This window comes from Acidiluteibacter ferrifornacis (genome assembly GCF_009909615.1).
GTDB lineage: Bacteria > Bacteroidota > Bacteroidia > Flavobacteriales_E > Vicingaceae > Acidiluteibacter > Acidiluteibacter ferrifornacis.
Map to the genome: position 1 here is coordinate 369,518 of NZ_WWNE01000005.1, position 18,435 is coordinate 387,952.

General features: G+C 34.9%; 22 protein-coding genes. 8 read left to right on the top strand and 14 right to left on the bottom strand.

Annotated features, from left to right (window positions below; translation table 11 throughout):
* Positions 1–46 precede the first annotated feature (46 nt).
* Positions 47–853 carry a M48 family metalloprotease gene (locus GQN54_RS05960; protein WP_160632602.1) on the top strand — a complete coding sequence of 269 codons (807 nt, stop codon included), beginning with the start codon at positions 47–49 and terminating at the stop codon, positions 851–853.
* Between the two features lie 7 nt (positions 854–860).
* Positions 861–1,517, top strand: a complete 657-nt coding sequence (gene msrA, locus GQN54_RS05965) for a peptide-methionine (S)-S-oxide reductase MsrA (protein ID WP_160632603.1) — start codon at positions 861–863, stop codon at positions 1,515–1,517.
* An 81-nt stretch (positions 1,518–1,598) separates the two neighbouring features.
* Here the strand turns inward: msrA and GQN54_RS05970 are convergent, their stop codons facing one another.
* Complete coding sequence (locus tag GQN54_RS05970) at positions 1,599–3,392, bottom strand: tetratricopeptide repeat protein (RefSeq protein WP_160632604.1); 1,794 nt, start codon at positions 3,390–3,392, stop codon at positions 1,599–1,601.
* 85 nt (positions 3,393–3,477) lie between these two features.
* On the opposite strand from GQN54_RS05970, the gene GQN54_RS05975 reads away from it, so the two are divergent.
* Complete coding sequence (locus GQN54_RS05975; RefSeq protein ID WP_160632605.1) at positions 3,478–3,855, top strand: DoxX family protein; 378 nt, start codon at positions 3,478–3,480, stop codon at positions 3,853–3,855.
* Positions 3,856–3,959: 104 nt separating this feature from the next.
* On the top strand, positions 3,960–4,340 hold the full coding sequence (locus GQN54_RS05980; protein WP_160632606.1) for a hypothetical protein: 381 nt from the start codon (positions 3,960–3,962) through the stop codon (positions 4,338–4,340).
* Position 4,341: 1 nt separating this feature from the next.
* On the opposite strand, the gene ribH is transcribed toward GQN54_RS05980, so the two are convergent.
* Together ribH and GQN54_RS05990 are read right to left on the bottom strand one after the other, a co-directional pair.
* Entirely contained in the window at positions 4,342–4,836 is a 495-nt protein-coding gene (gene ribH, locus GQN54_RS05985) for a 6,7-dimethyl-8-ribityllumazine synthase (RefSeq protein ID WP_160632607.1), read from the bottom strand.
* A gap of 7 nt (positions 4,837–4,843) precedes the next feature.
* Positions 4,844–5,530 (bottom strand): tetratricopeptide repeat protein, encoded by a 687-nt coding sequence (locus GQN54_RS05990; RefSeq protein WP_160632608.1) that lies wholly within the window; start codon positions 5,528–5,530, stop codon positions 4,844–4,846.
* 116 nt (positions 5,531–5,646) lie between these two features.
* On the opposite strand from GQN54_RS05990, the gene recF reads away from it, so the two are divergent.
* The 4 genes from recF to dapA are packed head-to-tail and all read left to right on the top strand — an operon-like array spanning position 5,647 to position 8,455.
* Positions 5,647–6,750, top strand: a complete 1,104-nt coding sequence (recF, locus tag GQN54_RS05995; RefSeq protein ID WP_160632609.1) for a DNA replication/repair protein RecF — start codon at positions 5,647–5,649, stop codon at positions 6,748–6,750.
* Positions 6,740–7,030, top strand: a complete 291-nt coding sequence (locus GQN54_RS06000) for a DUF721 domain-containing protein (protein WP_160632610.1) — start codon at positions 6,740–6,742, stop codon at positions 7,028–7,030. Before recF ends, GQN54_RS06000 begins: the two co-directional genes overlap by 11 nt.
* An 8-nt stretch (positions 7,031–7,038) precedes the next feature.
* The gene (locus GQN54_RS06005; protein ID WP_160632611.1) at positions 7,039–7,572 is read left to right on the top strand and encodes a DUF6913 domain-containing protein; all 534 of its coding nucleotides are present in this window, start codon (positions 7,039–7,041) and stop codon (positions 7,570–7,572) included.
* A 1-nt stretch (position 7,573) separates the two neighbouring features.
* Positions 7,574–8,455 (top strand): 4-hydroxy-tetrahydrodipicolinate synthase, encoded by an 882-nt coding sequence (dapA, locus tag GQN54_RS06010; RefSeq protein WP_160632612.1) that lies wholly within the window; start codon positions 7,574–7,576, stop codon positions 8,453–8,455.
* 7 nt (positions 8,456–8,462) lie between these two features.
* On the opposite strand, the gene GQN54_RS06015 is transcribed toward dapA, so the two are convergent.
* The 11 genes from GQN54_RS06015 to GQN54_RS06065 form a co-directional block, all read right to left on the bottom strand.
* Positions 8,463–9,485, bottom strand: a complete 1,023-nt coding sequence (locus tag GQN54_RS06015; RefSeq protein ID WP_207554835.1) for an inorganic phosphate transporter — start codon at positions 9,483–9,485, stop codon at positions 8,463–8,465.
* Positions 9,486–9,608: 123 nt separating this feature from the next.
* Positions 9,609–10,073 (bottom strand): hemerythrin domain-containing protein, encoded by a 465-nt coding sequence (locus tag GQN54_RS06020; protein WP_160632614.1) that lies wholly within the window; start codon positions 10,071–10,073, stop codon positions 9,609–9,611.
* An 18-nt stretch (positions 10,074–10,091) separates the two neighbouring features.
* Complete coding sequence (locus GQN54_RS06025; protein ID WP_235932978.1) at positions 10,092–10,460, bottom strand: phosphoribosylpyrophosphate synthetase; 369 nt, start codon at positions 10,458–10,460, stop codon at positions 10,092–10,094.
* Positions 10,435–11,340 carry a tryptophan 2,3-dioxygenase family protein gene (locus tag GQN54_RS06030; protein ID WP_160632615.1) on the bottom strand — a complete coding sequence of 302 codons (906 nt, stop codon included), beginning with the start codon at positions 11,338–11,340 and terminating at the stop codon, positions 10,435–10,437. The genes GQN54_RS06025 and GQN54_RS06030 overlap by 26 nt, the downstream gene beginning before the upstream one ends.
* A gap of 3 nt (positions 11,341–11,343) precedes the next feature.
* Complete coding sequence (locus tag GQN54_RS06035) at positions 11,344–11,778, bottom strand: hypothetical protein (protein ID WP_160632616.1); 435 nt, start codon at positions 11,776–11,778, stop codon at positions 11,344–11,346.
* Positions 11,775–12,164, bottom strand: coding sequence for a group III truncated hemoglobin (locus tag GQN54_RS06040; RefSeq protein ID WP_160632617.1), 390 nt, complete (start codon positions 12,162–12,164; stop codon positions 11,775–11,777). Before GQN54_RS06040 ends, GQN54_RS06035 begins: the two co-directional genes overlap by 4 nt.
* Before the next feature lie 12 nt (positions 12,165–12,176).
* The gene (locus GQN54_RS06045) at positions 12,177–12,611 is read right to left on the bottom strand and encodes an RrF2 family transcriptional regulator (protein ID WP_160632618.1); all 435 of its coding nucleotides are present in this window, start codon (positions 12,609–12,611) and stop codon (positions 12,177–12,179) included.
* A 123-nt stretch (positions 12,612–12,734) separates the two neighbouring features.
* Positions 12,735–14,036, bottom strand: a complete 1,302-nt coding sequence (locus tag GQN54_RS06050) for a serine hydrolase (RefSeq protein WP_160632619.1) — start codon at positions 14,034–14,036, stop codon at positions 12,735–12,737.
* 48 nt (positions 14,037–14,084) lie between these two features.
* Positions 14,085–15,563, bottom strand: coding sequence for a cryptochrome/deoxyribodipyrimidine photo-lyase family protein (locus tag GQN54_RS06055; RefSeq protein ID WP_317163946.1), 1,479 nt, complete (start codon positions 15,561–15,563; stop codon positions 14,085–14,087).
* 46 nt (positions 15,564–15,609) lie between these two features.
* Positions 15,610–17,475: an LTA synthase family protein gene (locus GQN54_RS06060; RefSeq protein ID WP_235932980.1), complete on the bottom strand. Its 1,866-nt coding sequence runs from the start codon at positions 17,473–17,475 to the stop codon at positions 15,610–15,612.
* 47 nt (positions 17,476–17,522) lie between these two features.
* On the bottom strand, positions 17,523–18,326 hold the full coding sequence (locus GQN54_RS06065) for a DUF3050 domain-containing protein (RefSeq protein ID WP_160632620.1): 804 nt from the start codon (positions 18,324–18,326) through the stop codon (positions 17,523–17,525).
* Positions 18,327–18,435: the final 109 nt, after the last annotated feature.

Below are 18,435 nucleotides of genomic sequence, written 5' to 3' on the forward strand. Positions count from 1 at the left end.
TTAAAGAGTTTGGTGCACCTTTGCAAAAATTTATAACATTAATTCAATGATCAAAAGAATCACATTAGTATTGGCTGTGGCATTAAGTTTCACGGCATGTAAGAAGGATGATAATAAAGAAACGGTATTGTTATTTTCTCCTGAACAAGATAAGCAGTTAGGAGCTCAATTAAAGGCCGAAATTTTTGCTAATCCTAATGAATATCCTGTTTTAGATGAAGCTAAATATCCTTTTGCTTATGAATATATTAGAGGTCTTAAGGATAGTATATTAAATACGGGAAAAATCGGATATAAAGATGAATTCGCTTGGGAAGTTTATATTATTCAAGATGACAGTGTCTTGAATGCCTTTGCCTCTCCTGGTGGATACATTTTCTTTTATACAGGTTTGATTAAATATTTGGATAACGAAGATGATTTAATGGGCGTTATGGGGCACGAAATTGCGCATGCTGATCGTCGTCACTCAGTGAAACAAATGCAACGTCAGTACGGAATTAGCTTATTGTTGAATATTGTTTTAGGTAAAGAGCCTGGACAATTGTCACAGATTTTAGCTGGAGTTGCCGGCAATACCGCAGGGTTAGCTTTTAGTCGTGATGCTGAATCTGAAGCAGACGCCTATTCTGTTGAGTATTTATCTCAAACACCCTACAGATGCGATGGAGCTAAGACTTTCTTTGAGAAGTTAAGTGCGGCAGGTGGAAGTACTGTGCCAAAATTTTTAAGTACGCACCCGCCAGCAGCTGATCGAGTAGTTGAAATTGAAAATAAAGCAATTGAATTGGGTTGTGATACCACTTATTATTCTCCGAGTTCGTACCAAACTTTTAAGAACTCCTTACCTTAATTAACTTATGAAAAATACGTTTTACACATCAATAATATTATTGTTTCTAGTTGCTGCTTGTAGTAATTCAACTCCTGAAACAGTAAAAAAGCAATCACAAAAAGCAAAAAATATTCAAGATTTGAATGGCTTTAGCAAAGCTTATTTTGCCAGTGGGTGTTTTTGGTGTGTAGAAGCCATTTTTGAGGAAGTAGATGGTGTAGTAGAAGTGGTTTCAGGATATGCCGGAGGAACTGAAAAAGATCCAACTTATGAACAGGTAAGTGCAGGGAGAACATCGCATGCAGAAGCTGTTGAAGTTTATTATGATCCTTTAAAAGTAGATTTTAAAACTCTTGTTGTGGTGTTTTTCGGTTCTCATGACCCGACAACACTAAATCAGCAAGGACCTGATAGAGGAGCTCAATATCGATCTATTGCTTTTTATAATGATGAAAATGAGCGAAGAATTATTGAAAATCATATTAAAGCGTTAGAAACTGAAAACGTGTTTGATGGTGAAATTGTTACAGAAGTAAGGCCAATACAACACTTTTATAAAGCAGAGGAATATCATCAAAACTATGAAAAGAATAATCCCAATAATCCATACATCCAGAAAGTGTCAATTCCTCGATTAAAAAGGTTTGAGGCTAAATATCCAGAATTACTGAAAAATCATTAGGAGCAATATAGTCACATGATAATCAAATCCCGAGATACTCAAATATAAAAAGTACTTCGGGATTTTTTTTTCTAATTGGTGCTATTTCATTTGGTGGTAATGGTCCAAATACTTTTTAGCCATCGCTCCATTGCCCACATTCTGATAGGTTATTCCCAAATAATAATAGTTTTGAATGTTCGTAGGGTTTAATTCAATAGCCTTAGCAAAATAAGGAATAGAAGCTTCTAATTGACCAAGAGTAGCTAAGGTTGCCCCCATATTAGCATTGGCATCAGCCATATTGGGATTTGCTTTTAATGCTTTGAAATAAGTATTTTTAGCAGCTTCATATTGCTTCATTTCGAAGTAGATGGCTCCTAAGTTAGAAAGGACTATTGCATTATTGGGGTTTAGTTCGATTGCTTTGAGATAATATTTCTCAGCTTCAGCGTGTTTTTTAGTTCTATATTTCAAGAGTCCTAAATTTCCGTAGGCGTCTGAATAGGATGGGTATAATTGAATCGCCTTTAGGAAATGTTGTTCAGCTTCTTCATAGTAATGTTGTTGTTCTACTTCATTGACTGCTTTTAAAGCTTTTTCTTTCATAATTTCTAATGCATAACTGTAATTACAACGAGCACTATTGGGACAATTTTTAATGTCTGTTGAGTAGAGAATGAGGTCGCTCTTCCAAGCTTTGTTTCTGCTGATGGTTTTCACAGAAAATAAAATAAGTACTATGACTGTTCCAATCACACCAATCATCTGGAACTTTTTCTGAATAATCAATCGCTGAATTAAATATCCGGCAATGATGCAAAATCCTAAAATGGGTAGGAAAACCAATCGTTCTCCGAAGTGCGTTCCTATGGTGATAATTAGATTGGATGATACACTTAATGTAATTACATACAAAAAGATACCGAAAGCAATTAAACTTTTAGTTTTAGTCTGCGTTATTGCAATTATAGCTAAAATCACAACCACAATTAATGAAAGATTAAATTGCCAATCAGTCAAAGAGACTAAAGGGATTTGTTGAATGGAGTAGTCATTCATCAAGGTAAATGGGAAGATTATCTTATATAGGTATAGCCCCATTAAATAAATTTTAGTTGCAAATAAACTAGCCGTAGAATCGATGCCAACAAGCATGTTGTCAATTTTAGCTACAGGTGCGCTCGATGTCATTGACTTCAAGGCATTGAATCGCAAAATAAAATAGGGAATCAATGGGATTAGAAAAGGAAGCGTTTTCTTTAAACTGTCACTGATGGATTGTTTTTCAAAAAAGTATAATACAATTACAATTACTCCCAAAAAGGTGATAGCGCTTTCTTTAACTAACAAAGCTATAAAAAGAGCAAACATTGATAAGTAAAGCTGTTTCTTCTCATTTTTTGTAACCCATCTATGCAAATGATACAATAGGACGATTAATAGTAAGATAGTTAGAATTTCATCCAAACTTTTAATGTTGGCCACCACTTCGGTATGAATGGGATGAGCTATAAATAATGCAGAAGCGATTAACGCTACAATAGGATCCATCCATCTAATCAATAATTGGTATAGCAGTCCTCCTGAAAGCGCATAAAGCAACAGGTTAGTCAAATGAGCAAACCACGATTGGTCCGGAAAAAACTCCCATTGCAAAGCAAAAATCGAAAGTGTTAAGGGACGATATAATGAACCTGATTGAAACCCATACCCATATCTATAGTGGGTTGTAAATATGGTCTTAATTCCGTCTACTCCTTTTTTTACAACAAAGTTTTCCTTGATTAAGGAGAAATCGTCTAAAACATATCCATGATTAAGGGTGTTGAAATATAATCCAATGGCGAAAACAAATAGGAGATAAGGAGCATATTTTCTAATGTATTGATTCATTCTTCTGATTTAAAGAGTGGATTATCACTGGGGTATTTATTTATTAATTTTTTTGGGTTAAATTGCAGAAACAAATATGAGTATTATGACAGCTAAAGCAAAAAAAATTACATTAAACATTATTACAATTTTATTGATGGTTGCATTTATAGGTGCAGGATTTGGCAAATTAATGCGTACAGATATGATGGTCGAAAGTTTCGATCGTTATGATATTCCTATCGGACTAATGCTTTTACTAGGATTTCTAGAGCTATCTGCGGCTTTAGGACTGTTGATTCCTAAAGTTCGTTTATTTGCTGCTACTGGTCTTTCAATCATAATGGCAGGGGCTATAGTAGTGCATGTTTATCACAATGAAATGGATCAGCTTGTAGGACCAGTATTACTATTTGTATTGTTGATTGCTTTCATCACAATGAGAAAGCAGTTGCTCAAGACCACGAAAACAAAAAAGAAATAGTGGTTTCACTTCACTTAAACTCATGTTATTGTGACGTTACAGACTGACGGAATGATTTTTGCTGCAATGTTTGTATTATTAACTTTCTAAAAATCAATAGAATTATGTTACAAACTTCCAGAGCAAACAAGAATTTTAATCAGTTAATGGATTCGGCAATAAGAAAAGTAAAACGAAAAGGGTTTGATGATATTAGATCAGTTTCAAAAGATTATGATTCGCCTGTTCCATTTAAAAAGAAAGATTCAGAAATTCAATTTACGCCTGATATAACCGCAAAAAATAGGAGAGGAAAGCACTACTTTGAAATCGCTCAAAAAACAGATGATGTCAATCAAATCGTCAGTAAATGGAAATTACTTTCCACAATGGCTGACCTTAAAAACGGTCAATTAAATATTTTAATTCCATTTGGTCAAAATAAATTTACTGAGCAATTGGTGCACGAGCATGATATTAAGGCTAATCTGATTAAGATGGATTAGGTTAGTCCTTTTTTTCAAACCTACGTTGAAGGTCAATCATTTTAATGGCAGTTACAGCGGCTTCATCTCCTTTGTTCCCCATTTTTCCACCACTTCTATCTATACTTTGCTGTTCATTATTATCTGTTAAAACCCCAAAGATGACAGGACGGTTATAGTTGATACTAACATCAACAATTCCTTTGGTAACGCCTTGACAAACAAAATCAAAGTGTTTGGTTTCTCCCTGAATGACACAACCCAGGCAAATTACACCTTCTACATCAGTATTTTCTAATAATGTTTGAGCTCCTAACGGCAGTTCAAATGCTCCGGGAACAGTGATAATGGTAATGTTATCCTCAGTGGCACCGTGTTTCAACAAGGTGGCCTTGGCTCCGTTCAGAAGTCCTGAAGTAATTTTCTCATTCCACTCAGAAACAACAATTCCGAATCGCATTGACTGCGCATTCGGAACTGTTTCTATGTTGTATGCTGATAAATTGGCTGTAGCCATATTTTTCTTAATTGATAAACGTTTCTACTCTAGCGATGTACTTTTCGACTTCACTACCTTCAGCAGTAGCACTATAGTCTTTTTTAATTGCTTTAAAGGCTTCTAATGCATCTTTGTATTCTCCGGCAGCTTCATACGCCATTCCAGCTTTCATAAAATAGATAGGAGAAGTAAATTCGTTAGCATTCTCTTTAGCCGCCTTAGAATAAAAGCTTGCTGCTTTAGACTTATCACCTAATTCCATGTATGCATCTCCCTGAGCTCCTAAAGCGATTGAACTAATTAGAACATCATCGCTACTAAAATCTTCCAATGCGTCGATAGCTGCTTCGAACTGACCGCTTCTTAAAAATGAAATTCCAAGGTAATAGGACGCTAAATTTCCAGCTTTTGTGCTACCAAATCGATCTTGAATCTCTAAAAATCCCAGATTTACACCATCACCATAGATTGCTTTATTCAAAGAATCTTGAGCAAAATACTGTTCAGCCATGAACATCATTTCTTTTGCTTGTTGTTCATTGGGTGCTGCAACGAAGTTTGCATATGCAAAATAACCTGCGATAACTACCACGATACCAACAATCACTGAAATGATTGGCTTTTTATTTTCCTCTATAAATGTTTCAGTTTTGCCATATACTTCTTCTACATCTACAAATAATTCTTCTTCTTCGTTTTTATGCTTAGCCATAGTTCAATTGTTTATAAGGCTGCAAAAATACTTTTTTTTTACAATCGACAAATTTTTTAAGTAGCATGTTTCAAAGTATTCGATTGCTTAATTTTGGATCGCACAAAAAAAGGGACATGCATTTAAAGAATATATCGGTTCTGAACTTCAAGAATTACAAAGAGGCTACTTTGGATTTACATTCAAATGTCAACTGTTTTGTTGGAAATAATGGAGGTGGAAAAACCAATTTGCTAGATGCTATTTTTTACCTTTCCTTCAGCAAGAGTTATTTCAATCCATCGGATTCACAAATTATTGGACATGAAGAGCCATTTATGGTTATTCAGGGAGATTTTCATCGATTAGATCAAAATGAGAGTATATACTGCGGTATTAAAAGAGGGCAAAAGAAACAGTTTAAACGAAACAAAAAAGATTATACACGTATTTCTGATCACATTGGTTTATTGCCTCTAGTAATGATTTCGCCGTCCGACTCATCATTAATTCTAGATGGCAGTGATGTCCGACGACGTTTTTTGGATTTAATAATTAGTCAATACGACCGTCCTTACCTTGAGCATGTTATGCAGTATAATAAAGCGATTGCACAACGGAATAGATTGTTGAAAAAGTTTGCAGAAATTAGAAGTTTTGATGAAGATAGTTTGGCCATTTGGGACGAACAATTGATACATCATGGCCAAAAGGTCTATGATGGAAGGAAGTACTTTATCGAGAACTTTATTCCAATTTTTCAGAAATACTACACTTTTATTGCTGAAAATAATGAATTGGTTCACTTGGATTATGTCTCTCAGTTAAATGACTCTAATTTTCAAGAAGGTCTATTGGCAGCTCGAAATAATGACCGTCGTGCGAATTATTCTACAGTGGGAGTGCATAAAGATGATTTAGAGTTTTCAATTAATGGTTTTCCAATTAAAAAGTTCGGATCGCAAGGCCAACAAAAAACGTATTTACTAGCATTAAAACTGGCTCAGGCAGAGTATATTCAGAAAATAGTTTCTATCCCACCAATATTGCTTCTAGATGATATTTACGATAAGTTGGACGATAAACGTGTAGCCAAGTTGATGGAAATTGTGAGTAGTAACGACTTTGGTCAGATTTTTATAACCGATACACATGAGAAAAGACTCTCAGATATATTTAAGGAATTGGATATAGATTGTCGTACTTTCGTGGTAAAAAAAGGAACTGTAGATGTCGCATAAAAATGAAGCACCACTAAAAGAGTTGATTGATAAAATGCTTCGAGCGTATGGTTTGGCCAATAAGCTAGATGAAGTAGAGTTGATTCAATCGTGGGAAAAAATAGTAGGAAAAATGATTGCGAAACACACGAAAGAAATTTATTTAAAAAACAAGGTTCTTCATTTAGAATTGGATTCTTCCGCTTTGAAACATGAATTAAATTTGGCAAAATCAAAGTTGATTGAAAAGTTAAATGGTGATTTAGGAAAACCAATAGTTGCTGATATAGTTATTAAATAGAAGGAGCATTGATTGATAATATAAAAACAAAAGCTGCCAATTTATTGCTGAAAAGCAAGATTGCTAAATTAAAACGCGAAGTTCGGTCTACTGGCTTGGAATCAGCTAGATCTGTCGGGATTGTCTTTCATTTTGACTTGAAATCAGATGAAGTAATTCGAGATTTTGCCAGATTCCTAAAAGAAGAACGAATTAAAGTAGAAACGTTAGGTTATATCAGTAACAAGGAATGGTATGATAAAGCGAAACCAGAATTGGATTATCAATATTTTAGTAAAAAAGAAGTAAACTGGTTGTACGTTCCTCAAAAAAAAGAGACATTAGATTTCATAAATAAAGAGTTTGATATATTAATTGACTGTTCTATTCGTTCCTACTTTCCAATTAGATATATTGTTTCTTTATCAAAGGCAAAATTTAAAACGGGGTCAAATATTACGTACAGAGCAGAGGTATGTGACTTAACCATTGATATATCAAGTGATAAAAGTATCCCATTTTTAATAAAACAACTTAAGCATTACCTCAGTTTAATTAAATAAAATGAAAAGAAAATTTACAGGAACCGGTGTAGCAATTGTAACACCATTCAACAAAGAAAAGGAAGTCGACTATAAAGGACTTGATAATCTAGTGAACTACATTATTGAAGGAGGAGTTGATTATGTTGTAGTACTTGGAACCACAGGAGAATCAGTTACATTAAACAAGGATGAAAAGAAAAAAGTAGTAGCTCAAGTGGTCAAATCGGTTAATAATCGTGTGCCTATTATGATAGGTATTGGCGGCAATAATACTCAGGATTTAATAGAGACAATGCAAGAAACCGATTTTTCAGGTATTGACGCTATCCTTTCGGCAAGTCCGATGTATAATAAACCTACTCAAGAGGGAATTTACCAACATTACAAGGCATTAGCCAAAGTGGCTCCACGACCTATATTTTTATATAATGTTCCTGGGCGAACAGCCAGTAATGTATTACCAGAAACTACTGTTCGACTAGCGAATGATTTTAAGAATATTATAGGAATTAAAGAAGCTTCAGGAAATTTAGAACAAGCAATGGCCATCAAATTGGCAATGCCTAAGGATTTTTATCTAGTTTCTGGAGATGATGCTTTAGCATTACCATTTATCGCAAGTGGAGGAGAGGGAGTTATTTCTGTAGTTGCGAACGCTTTGCCTGCTACCTTTTCAAAAATGATAAATGATGCTTTAAATAATGATGTGGTAACCGCACAAGAAAATCATTACAAAGTGTTCAATATTATTGGAATGCTATTCGCTGAGGGAAATCCTGGTGGAGTGAAAGCGGCTTTGCAAATTCTAAATATTTGTGGGGACGATGTTCGTTTGCCTTTATGGCCAATTAGTGCAAACTTGTATAATTCTCTCAGCAAAGCATTGACGCCATTTAAATAGCGTATCATTAAAGTGGCAGATTAGCTATCAACGTCAACCCATAAGTCAGTATAAAAGCAAAAGCTGGAGCAACCATCCATACTGTCAGAAACTTTTTTACAGTTTTGTTTGAGAAAGTACTCTTCTTACCAGTTTTGGTCATGCTAAGCGCAATAAAGCAAGCTCCATTTAATTGCACTAGTGATGTAGGAACGCCCTTCACGATAGAAGCATAGAGTAGGAGTGAAGCGACAATTACTGAGGTCAAAGTGGCATAGAAAGGAGTAATGTCCACGATTTCTTTTCCTGCAGATCGAGTGACTTTAAATCCTAGTAGGTAGCTACCAAATCCAAAGAATGGAGCCATTATCATTAAAGCCAGCATGGAAATAGACCATCCGTTATAATTAGCTATTCCAAATTCGTTGTAAAACAATGAAGCTATTGGCCCAGCAGCGTTAGCTACATTATTGGCTCCTACTGAGAACGCAACATAAAGTGAAGCAATGATTAACGCAATTTTTAGACCTTGATAACTTCTAATGTGTTCAAAATCTCCTTCCAGAGATTTTGTTTTAATGTGTGGAAATATCCATTTTGAAACAATGTAAGTAATTGTAAATGCTAGGATTGGAAGAATAAACCACATTGGAATGATTTCGAAGAATAAAGTATTTACTTCTAGTTCTCCTAATGCTGCTGCACCGCCTGCTATAGCTAATACAGTAGTCTGACTAGTAGACTGAGGAACACCCATTAAGTTGGCCGCAAAAAGTGAAATTGTGATAGTAAAGAGTATGATAGAGGTATATAGAGGGGTAAATAACTCGGGAGCTAATATACCTTCTCCTAAGGTTAATGAAACTTCTTTACCTCCTATAAATGCGCCAGCAATTACCATAATCCCGAAAAGAATCGGAATCCATTTCTTTTTTAAAATGTCTGCCCCGTACGCTGCAGCAAATGAAGTAGATGTGCCACTTGCTCCCATATTAATGGATAAGAAAAGGGCTAAAAGAAAGGGTATAAGTAAAGTACTAACTATTTCCACCAAGGTTATTTATAAAAACTTGGTAAAAGTAATTAAAACTCTTTAATTCCTATCGTTTTAGTATGGATTGAATTTTAATTTCTAATTACTTGTTTTGCAAGATGTTGAGATGGTACGTTAATCTTATTTCCAGAATTGATCGCTCCAATTGTCACAAATAGTACCTTCAGAAAGCACTTTTTCTAGAACTTTAAGTTGTTCCGGAGTTGCGATGGATTGAATTTCATTGAATAGTACCCTTTCTTCAAAGCGGATGTGTTTTTCTAATTCCTCTTCAAAAGCATGAAGAGAACGTTCCAAGTTTTCCCTATTCTCTATTAAACGAATTAATCGCCGATGTTCAGCTAAAGCTCTTTTAATTAGCTCATGATGATTTCCTAAAATAGGGAATACACTGCTTTCTTCCGCTCTAAAATGCTCTTCTAAATATTCCTCATAAAACCACTGAACATAATTTGAAATTCTGTCAAGCGCCACTTTTTTAGCTAACCCTTTTCGGATTTTCATACATAACAATAGGCCTTGGTGGTGTTCTCTACTTAACGGTTGTAATGAAATGTGCCTTTTAATGGGTTTTCTTTCTTCCATTATTTTGAAGGGAGTACTTTAAGGGTGCTTACTCAATTTTTCTACAATTTTAGCAGCAGAGCTATTGGAATAGACTCCATAGCCATTAACGACAACCCCTTTTAGGTTGAACTTCGCTGATGAGATGGCATAGACAATCATAGAGTCCCCAGGATCATTCATTCCCTCAAACCGATAAACAGCATCAATTTCAAAGTCTTCATCGGACAATTGAACATCATGTTTTTCGCAAATAATACAATCCTTCTCATCAGAAATGGAGAAGTCAAATGTATACCCATTCTGAGCTAAATCGTGTAAGGCTTCAGTAACCGTTTCGTAGTCTTTTCTTTCCATCACTTTTGTTTTTAGGCTTGGAGGTTCAATCACCCCAATTTGTTTTTTCATTATCAGTCCATAAGTTAGGAAAAAACTTTCGTTGCTGAAACTTTGGATGTAAGTACTTTTTCCATTCAGAACCACCCGTAGCGGCTTTGTTTTCTCCTTTTTTATCTAAGTAATGTTGTGCCGTCTGTAAGTGTACTAATGGCCATGCTACATTGTATAAGTGGTCAAATTCCCTTAGTTTATTTTGCAATTCTTCAGATGGACTTTCTATATCCTGTAATCGATCTTGGATGGTTTTACCTTTCATTTTTTTAGCTAGTGAAATCAAGCCATCTAAGTATTTGTCTTCAAATTGCTTTAAAGTCAATGTTTTTTTACCAGTTTTTCGATTCATTCCAGCATCTTTCCAATAGATATGTTCAAAATAATCTTCTACTGTTGGATTGTCGCCAATGCGCTTTTTGCCTTCATCATTAATTAGGTTCTCTAGTTGAGTACAGTACAATTCGATGTATCTAAACTGAACACTTTGAAATCCACTAGCAGGTGCTAAAGTCGCTCTAAAAGTATTGTAATCATCGTAGTCCATACCATCCTTCATAATGTCGAATGAGTTGATTAACATTTCCGTGTAGCGATTAAGTCGACTAAATTTTGACATTAAAAATTCTTCTGTTAAGGAGTCCTCCTCTAGAATTTGTTTGATTTCATGAACCATCAATTTTAACATCAATTCTGTTACTTGATGATACAAAATGAAAATCTCTTCGTCTTTAAAATCAGTACGTGGACGTTGTAAAGAAAGCAGGGTTTCTACCTCAATATAATCCCAATAGTTAATTGGTTTTGCCTGTAATAAACCATTCAAATAGGTGTCGGGATTTTCGCCTATTTCTTGATATTTTTTATTGATTTTTTCAATGATATTTTCTTGACTCATGTTCTATTTTTTGAATAAACGGATACCGAATATGGTTAAACAAATAACTTTAATAACCTCTAAAGCAATGTAATAAAAATACAAATACGATGATGGTACAATTTGACCTTGTATGATTAACTCCGCTCTAGCATCTAAGTCGGGTAGGAGCCAGAATGTTTGTAAGATGAGGATAGAGAAGGAGATATAGTAAAAACCCAAAGAAAATGACAATAATTTTCGACTATTGAGGTATTGAACTAGAATCGCAATCGCAAAAATCCATTCTACTTTGTTGAGTGCTCCAAATACTAGTTGACCGATGCCTAATCCAAGAGATAGTGTTATTCCATTGGCTTGAAATTTTAGCCAAGCTTCCATAAAACTGATGGCGGAAACAAAGCCAATCCATAAAAATGTGACTACAATGGCAACCGGATATTTTGTTTTAACACTCATGAGATCGGAGAAGCGCTATTGTTTTGATAATACTGAATTTTAAAATGGAACATTTCAGCCATTTTTCCTGCTCGCCATTTAGCTTCATCGGCCTTTTTACCTTCGAACAATTCATCAATTGTATGATGAAATATTTCAATCCATTTACTAAAATGCTCTTTTCCAACTGGTAGATTGGCATGTGGAGCAAAAGGACTACCATTATAGGTATGTTCTTCCAATAATATCGTTTGCCAAAAGCGATACATTTTTTCTAAATGTTCTGGCCATCTATCTTGAATACGATCATTAAATATTTGTCCTAATAAATCGTCTTTTCGGATTTTTCCGTAAAAGGTGTCCACTAAGTTTTTGATATCGTTAATATCTAGAATTTCACTGGGCATAAAGCAATTGGTTTATTGTCTTAAGAAAGCTAATCCGGTTTCTACCCCTTCCGCCATTTCTTTGATTGTTGTGTTTTCTAACATGTGCTGTAACTCGTTTCGGATTTCTTTAAACTTGAAATGCACCGGACAAGGATGATTTTCATTACACTGTTTTAACCCAAGTCCACAGCCGGTAAATAACTTATTTCCATCTATGGCTACCACTACTTGAACAAGTTTAACTTCTTTCATTTCTTCTACAGGAATAAAGAAACCACCATGCGGACCTTTGATAGAATGAACAACGTTGCTCTTCACTAATTGCTGTAATATTTTTGCCGTAAAGGCTGTAGGAGAATCAATTTCTTCTGCTATATCAATTAGGGTTGCACGTTCTTCTAAAAGCGACTTTGAGGCAATGTAAATTGCAGCTCTGATGCCGTACTCACATGCTTTTGAAAACATATTTTAGATTTTATTACAAAGTTAGTAAATCTAATTAATTCGGATAGTTTTGTCCTAATTAATTTTTATAAAATAATAAGTTCAGGAAAACCAGAATTTGTCGGATTAAGAAATTGAATCTGTTTATCGTTTAATAATTCGTTTATTCACAACTCCATCAGAGGTTACTATTCTTAAGAGGTATAATCCGTTCTTTAGGTGGTGGGTATTTATTTGATTATCATTTGATTTTAATAATTCCTTCCCTTCTAAATCATATAAAGTTAATTCGGTTAGCTGCATAGGTGAAGGAATAATGATGTTTAGTAATGAGTGAGTTGGGTTGGGAAATACACTAATTTCCTTAATTAAAGGGTTTTCTTTAGCCGAAGAAGTGGCACACATCACATGATTTAAGTGTTGCCATATTTGATTACAAAACGCTGTAGGAACCGAAAAGACAGCTCCAGAAGGAGGGTTGCCCATTCGTATCATTACCATTCGTTTGTTTTTAGAGATATTGACAATTTGTCCATTTTTACCCAAGGCAGCTATCATATCGGTGGGAGCATCAGGAAATAATGGACCTGGAAAAGTCAGTTGAGTCGAAGGTAGTTTGAAATTTGACTTTCCATTCAACCACCATAAGTATCCATATGAAGGATTAATTGGTTGGGAGGAATTTATCATATCATTGTAATAAGTTTGATCTGTCAATACTGAATCACCATTCCAAGTTCCATTAGCTTGAATTAATAATCCAAAACGAGCCATAGATCTTGCTTTACTAAAAAACACATTGTTAAAACCAATTTTTAACCACAAGCCTTGCATGCCTGTTTTGGAAAATAATCTAGTATTGGTAAATGATTGATAGGAGGAGTTGCTAGCTTGTTCCACTACATTTTCTATCAATGTATAGGGTGCATTGTGGTAGGCCCATCTTGTTCCGGCATCAGCTTTATAATTCAGGCAAGTATCAATTGTACAATCTACATTTCCGCTATCGTCCAAACCGCTGGTCATCGTTAGTTGATTCCAAATGCTGATTTTTCCCTCTTCAACTGGCGTGCAACTCGTCCACCCTTGCCCCAAATACTTTGAAGTACTGTCTGATATTGAGAGTAAGCCTTCTTGTTGTGCAATTCCCGTTAGTACTGCAGTAACTGTTTTTCCGGCTGATGCCCAATACCAAGAACTGTCCTTGGTAAATGTTCCAAAGTACTTTTCAAGTACTATCTTACCATCTATCAACACAATAAAGGCTTTTGTGTTTTCAGTCTCTAGAAATTGATACAAACTATCTATTTCTTGGAGACACCATCCCAGCGCCTGTGGAGAAAGTGTGTCCCAAGAACTCGATTGAAGCTTACTCGGAAAATAAATAGATTGAGCAAAAATAGGAACTGAAAGAAACAATACCATCGACGTAATTATACTTTTCATCTGATTCCTATTTAATAATTGAAATAAAAATACGAAAAAGTCAATTCATTATTCTTTTCTGCGATTAGGTCGTGTATGGGTATTTATTATTCGACTCTTTTCAAGTTCTACAATCGGATTTTTTCGATAACCCCATATTTTTTCACGTGCCATTTTTCCACTTTCTTTCAAATCAATGATTGGATAAGGATAGTCTGTTCCTAGTGATACACCACAGAAAACTTGATCCATATTCGTCATTTTCCATGGTTCATGTATGAATGAACTTGGAACATTTAAGAGTTCTGGCACCCATTTTTTTATAAAAACTCCTTCCGGGTCGTGATCATATGATTGTTTAATTGGATTATAAATCCGAACAGTATTAATGCCAGTCGTTCCAGCCTGCATTTGAAATTGTGGGTAATGAATACCTGGTTCGTAATCTAGAAATTGTTGTGCTAAGTAGTAAGCACCATCTTTCCAGTTTTGATCAAGGTGATGGCAGAAAAAAGAGACGACCATCGCTCTCATTCTAAAATTAATCCACCCAGTTTTTGCGACGCATCGCATACATGCATCTATAAGTGGATAACCAGTTTTTCCATTTTTCCAAGCTTCAATAAAAGAAGGGTTGTAGTCGTATTCCAAGGTTTCATATCCTCTGTTTATGCATATTGTTTCATACGTACATTCCACCTCAAATTTTTGAATAAAATGACAATGCCATTTTAATCTAGTGATGAAATTTCCATATGCTCGCTTATTATTAACATAGTTGGGATGAAACCTAACATGATGAAGTGCTTGCTTTATGGTAATGTTTCCCCAAGCCAAATAAGGTGAAATTCTTCCACAACTCAATCTGCTTTCGGTGGGTTTGGAGATGTGTTTACTGTAATTTTTACCTCTCTCCTGGGTGAATGAGTTTAGATATCTCCATGCATTGACTTCTCCGGCAGGTTGCCAATTGGAATCGTAATTATTTATTAAAGCTAGAAACTTATTAGGTAGTGGAAAATAATTGAATTGTAGAACTTCTTTAGAAATAGTGTATCTATTCTGTAAAGTTGCTTTGCTCATAGTATCAAACCAACTTTTGTCCCAGTTCACTCTGTTTTTAATACCTCTTACGATTCCATCCCGCTGAAACTCCTTCCATTGGATGCCATTGTCCTTTAATAGATGCTTAACAGCGATATCTCTTTTCCAAGTTAAAACAATTCCTGTTTCATTGTAACTGTAGACCTTATTTATCTGAAAGGTATGGATCAGTTTCTCAAAAATGTTGAGCGCACTACCATACTGGATGGTTACTTGTTTTTGGAAAGGAGAAAGTAACTTGTTTATTGTCAGTAAGGAGTTGTAAATAAATTGTAGATGTCTGATTGAGGTATCAGGATGTGTTATGATATCTGGTTCGAAGCAATACAGTATCAGGTACGGGAGTTTGGAGTCTTCGGCAACAAAAAGTGGTGCATGATCTTGAGTACGCAAATCACGTTTTAACCAAACAATATTTATAGGATTCTTTTCTATAGTCTGCACTCGAAATAGACAAATGGAGCGCAGATTTGTTTTTCAGTTCAATAGCTTATCTTTCAATATAATCTTGATAGGTGACTTGTGTAAGTGCCTTTCCTAAATCGACTAAAGAGTTTAGTCCTTCATTATTATTAATCAAATTACTTTTTTTGTGGTAATCATAAAGTACTGCTCCATGTTGATTGACAACCCCAAACCCTTTATTAAATACATAGTGCGCATAATGAGCATCAGACTTTATGAATATATTATTGCCCCATTCAAATGAGCTATTATCACCTTCAATAAGAGGTAGGAAGGAATAGGCAAAATCAGTATGGCTTCCAATATTTGAGATGATAGTATCTTTACACGCTAAAGCACCACCCAACCATAACATAGGTATGTGAAACTTGTGTTGTGCATGGAAAAAACCATTTAGTGCCGGTAGTGGATGACCGTGATCTGCCATGATAATGATTACACTATTATCCCACCAGGGTTGCTTTTTTGCTTCTGCGATGAATTTTCCTATAGCTTCGTCTGTATAGTGGTGTGCACTTCTAAATAGGTTAGCTTCAGAGTCTTTCCCAAAGGCATACGTTCCGGGGAACTCAAAAGGTTCGTGGCTCGTTAACGTAAATAATATCTTGAAAAACGGTGTCTTTTGTTCTTTATTAATATCAGATAAAAATCGATTTAGTAGCACATGGTCGTGCACTCCCCACTTTGAATTCCAATCTTTTTTCTTGAAGTCTTCACCAGAAACGAATTCGTTAATCCCTCCATTTCTGAGATAAGAGTTCATATTTCCAAAATTTAAATCACCGCCATAATAATAAGAATTGTGGTAACCTATTTCGCTCATTTTCTTGGTCATGAATGGTAAGGAACTCGCTTTGTTGGTATTTTTTATAATGCTTTTATTTGGTTGTGGAGGATAACCGCTCAGGATAGAAATTAATCCTTTATCACTGCGGTCGCCGTTAGAATAAAACTGATCAAAGAAAACACCTTCTTTTACAAGCGAATTTAAGTTAGGTGTCACATTCTGTTCACCACCTAACTGCGCAACAACCTTAGCAGTTAAACTTTCCCAAAGGATTAATATAACGTTGGGTCGGTTGGTATTAAATAGCTTTAGACTATCGTTAGTGATAGAAACCCTTAATGGTTTTCTAGCTGCTTCAATAATAGATTTAGCAGTATCTATTTCCATTTCAATGAATGGATTGTCAGTGCTGTAGGCTTTGTAGCTTAACGCATTAATAAAACTCCAAGTAAAGTTAACAGCAGCATGATTAGCAAACATTTTATCTGAAAAATATACATTGCTTTGATTCACAGGAACTGTTTGTAATCCACCTCTTCCAGCAATTCCAAGTGGAATAATACAAAGTAAAATAATTGGGGCATGCCAAAATTTTACGGCCTCCAATTGGAGTAGTTTTCGACTAATCATTCGATTGAAAAGAAAACAAAGTAATACGGAGAATCCAATCCAAAAGGCAATACTACCAATTAGCAAAGGGGTGGTAACAGAGGCAAACATTTCTTTCGGTGTATTTAGGTACATCAAAGGTGTAGCGTCCAATCGCATACCCCAAGAACGATATAATCCTATGTCAAACAAAAATAAAATATTGACAGTGAAGATGATTAAGTAAGAGTATACAGTTATTATCGATTTTGTTAGTTTATTCTTTAACCATACCGATACCGAAGTAATCAGAATAGGAATAAATGTAAAATAACTAGCGGCAGCTAAATCTAATCGTAAACCTTTAAACGGAATCATCCAAAAAGTGAGACTATCTAAATCTGCGGTGTAATCAGAGTGGTAGGCTAAAAAAATAAATCGAGTAATGATGAAATATCCTACAAAGAATAAATAGTAATTCAGATTGAAGAAAATTCGATCCAATAGGGGTCTCATTGTGTTTAAATTTTACCCACAATATTAACCCTATTTTAACGAATAATTTACTTTAGCTGCAGTGCCACTAAATCTTCCACACTGATTCTGTCCGCAATACTATCCCACAAGGCAATTCTTTTCTTTAGTGCTATTTGAGCAATCTGCGAAGCTTCTTTCCATTTTTGCTCATCGTTACCGCACAATTCTGCAACCATTTGGAGAGATAATGGACCGTGCTCATCTCCGTCTATTTCAATATGCCTTATTAAATAGTAAGTGAGTTTGTTGTAGGAAACATGTTGATTATTTTTTTCTGCATTTTTGACAATTTCTATAAAAATGTCGGGTATTATATCTTCTCTTCCGAAGGTAAATGCTGCAGCAATTAAGTGAGGTTGATCGCTATTAATTGTCTCAAAGGTAAAGGCGACGAATTCCTTTATGGCTTTCGAAGCTCCAATTAAGTTGAGAGAATCAGGTACAGCCACTCCTTTTGAAATAGAATTGATTAAATTCAATATTGGTTCAGTGTTTGCCTTAATTTGTTGCATCGCATCTATATACATTTCAAAATGACTTTTGGGCTCATTCAGTTCATTCACATCGCTTTCTTCTCCAAAAACTATCTCATTAATGAACCTCGAGAGAATTGGATTTTTAGAGGGTATCCAAGGAAGCGAAACGGACGTTAACTTTATCTGGAGGGCTTTTAATAATGACATAAAATCCCAAACAGCAAAAACATGAGATTCCATAAAAGTTTGAATATCATTAATGCTATTTAATTGATTATATAGGCGATGATCGGTTAATTCTTTTCTTAAGGGTAGAATTTCATTTTCAATTTGGGCTATTCTTGAGTAGTTCATTCGATGATTTTTTACAATTTTAAAGTTGATAATTTGGACAAAAAAAACACCCAATTAAATAAGTTGTTTTAATCCTATTTAATTCGGTGCTGAACTTCAGAAGGAGATT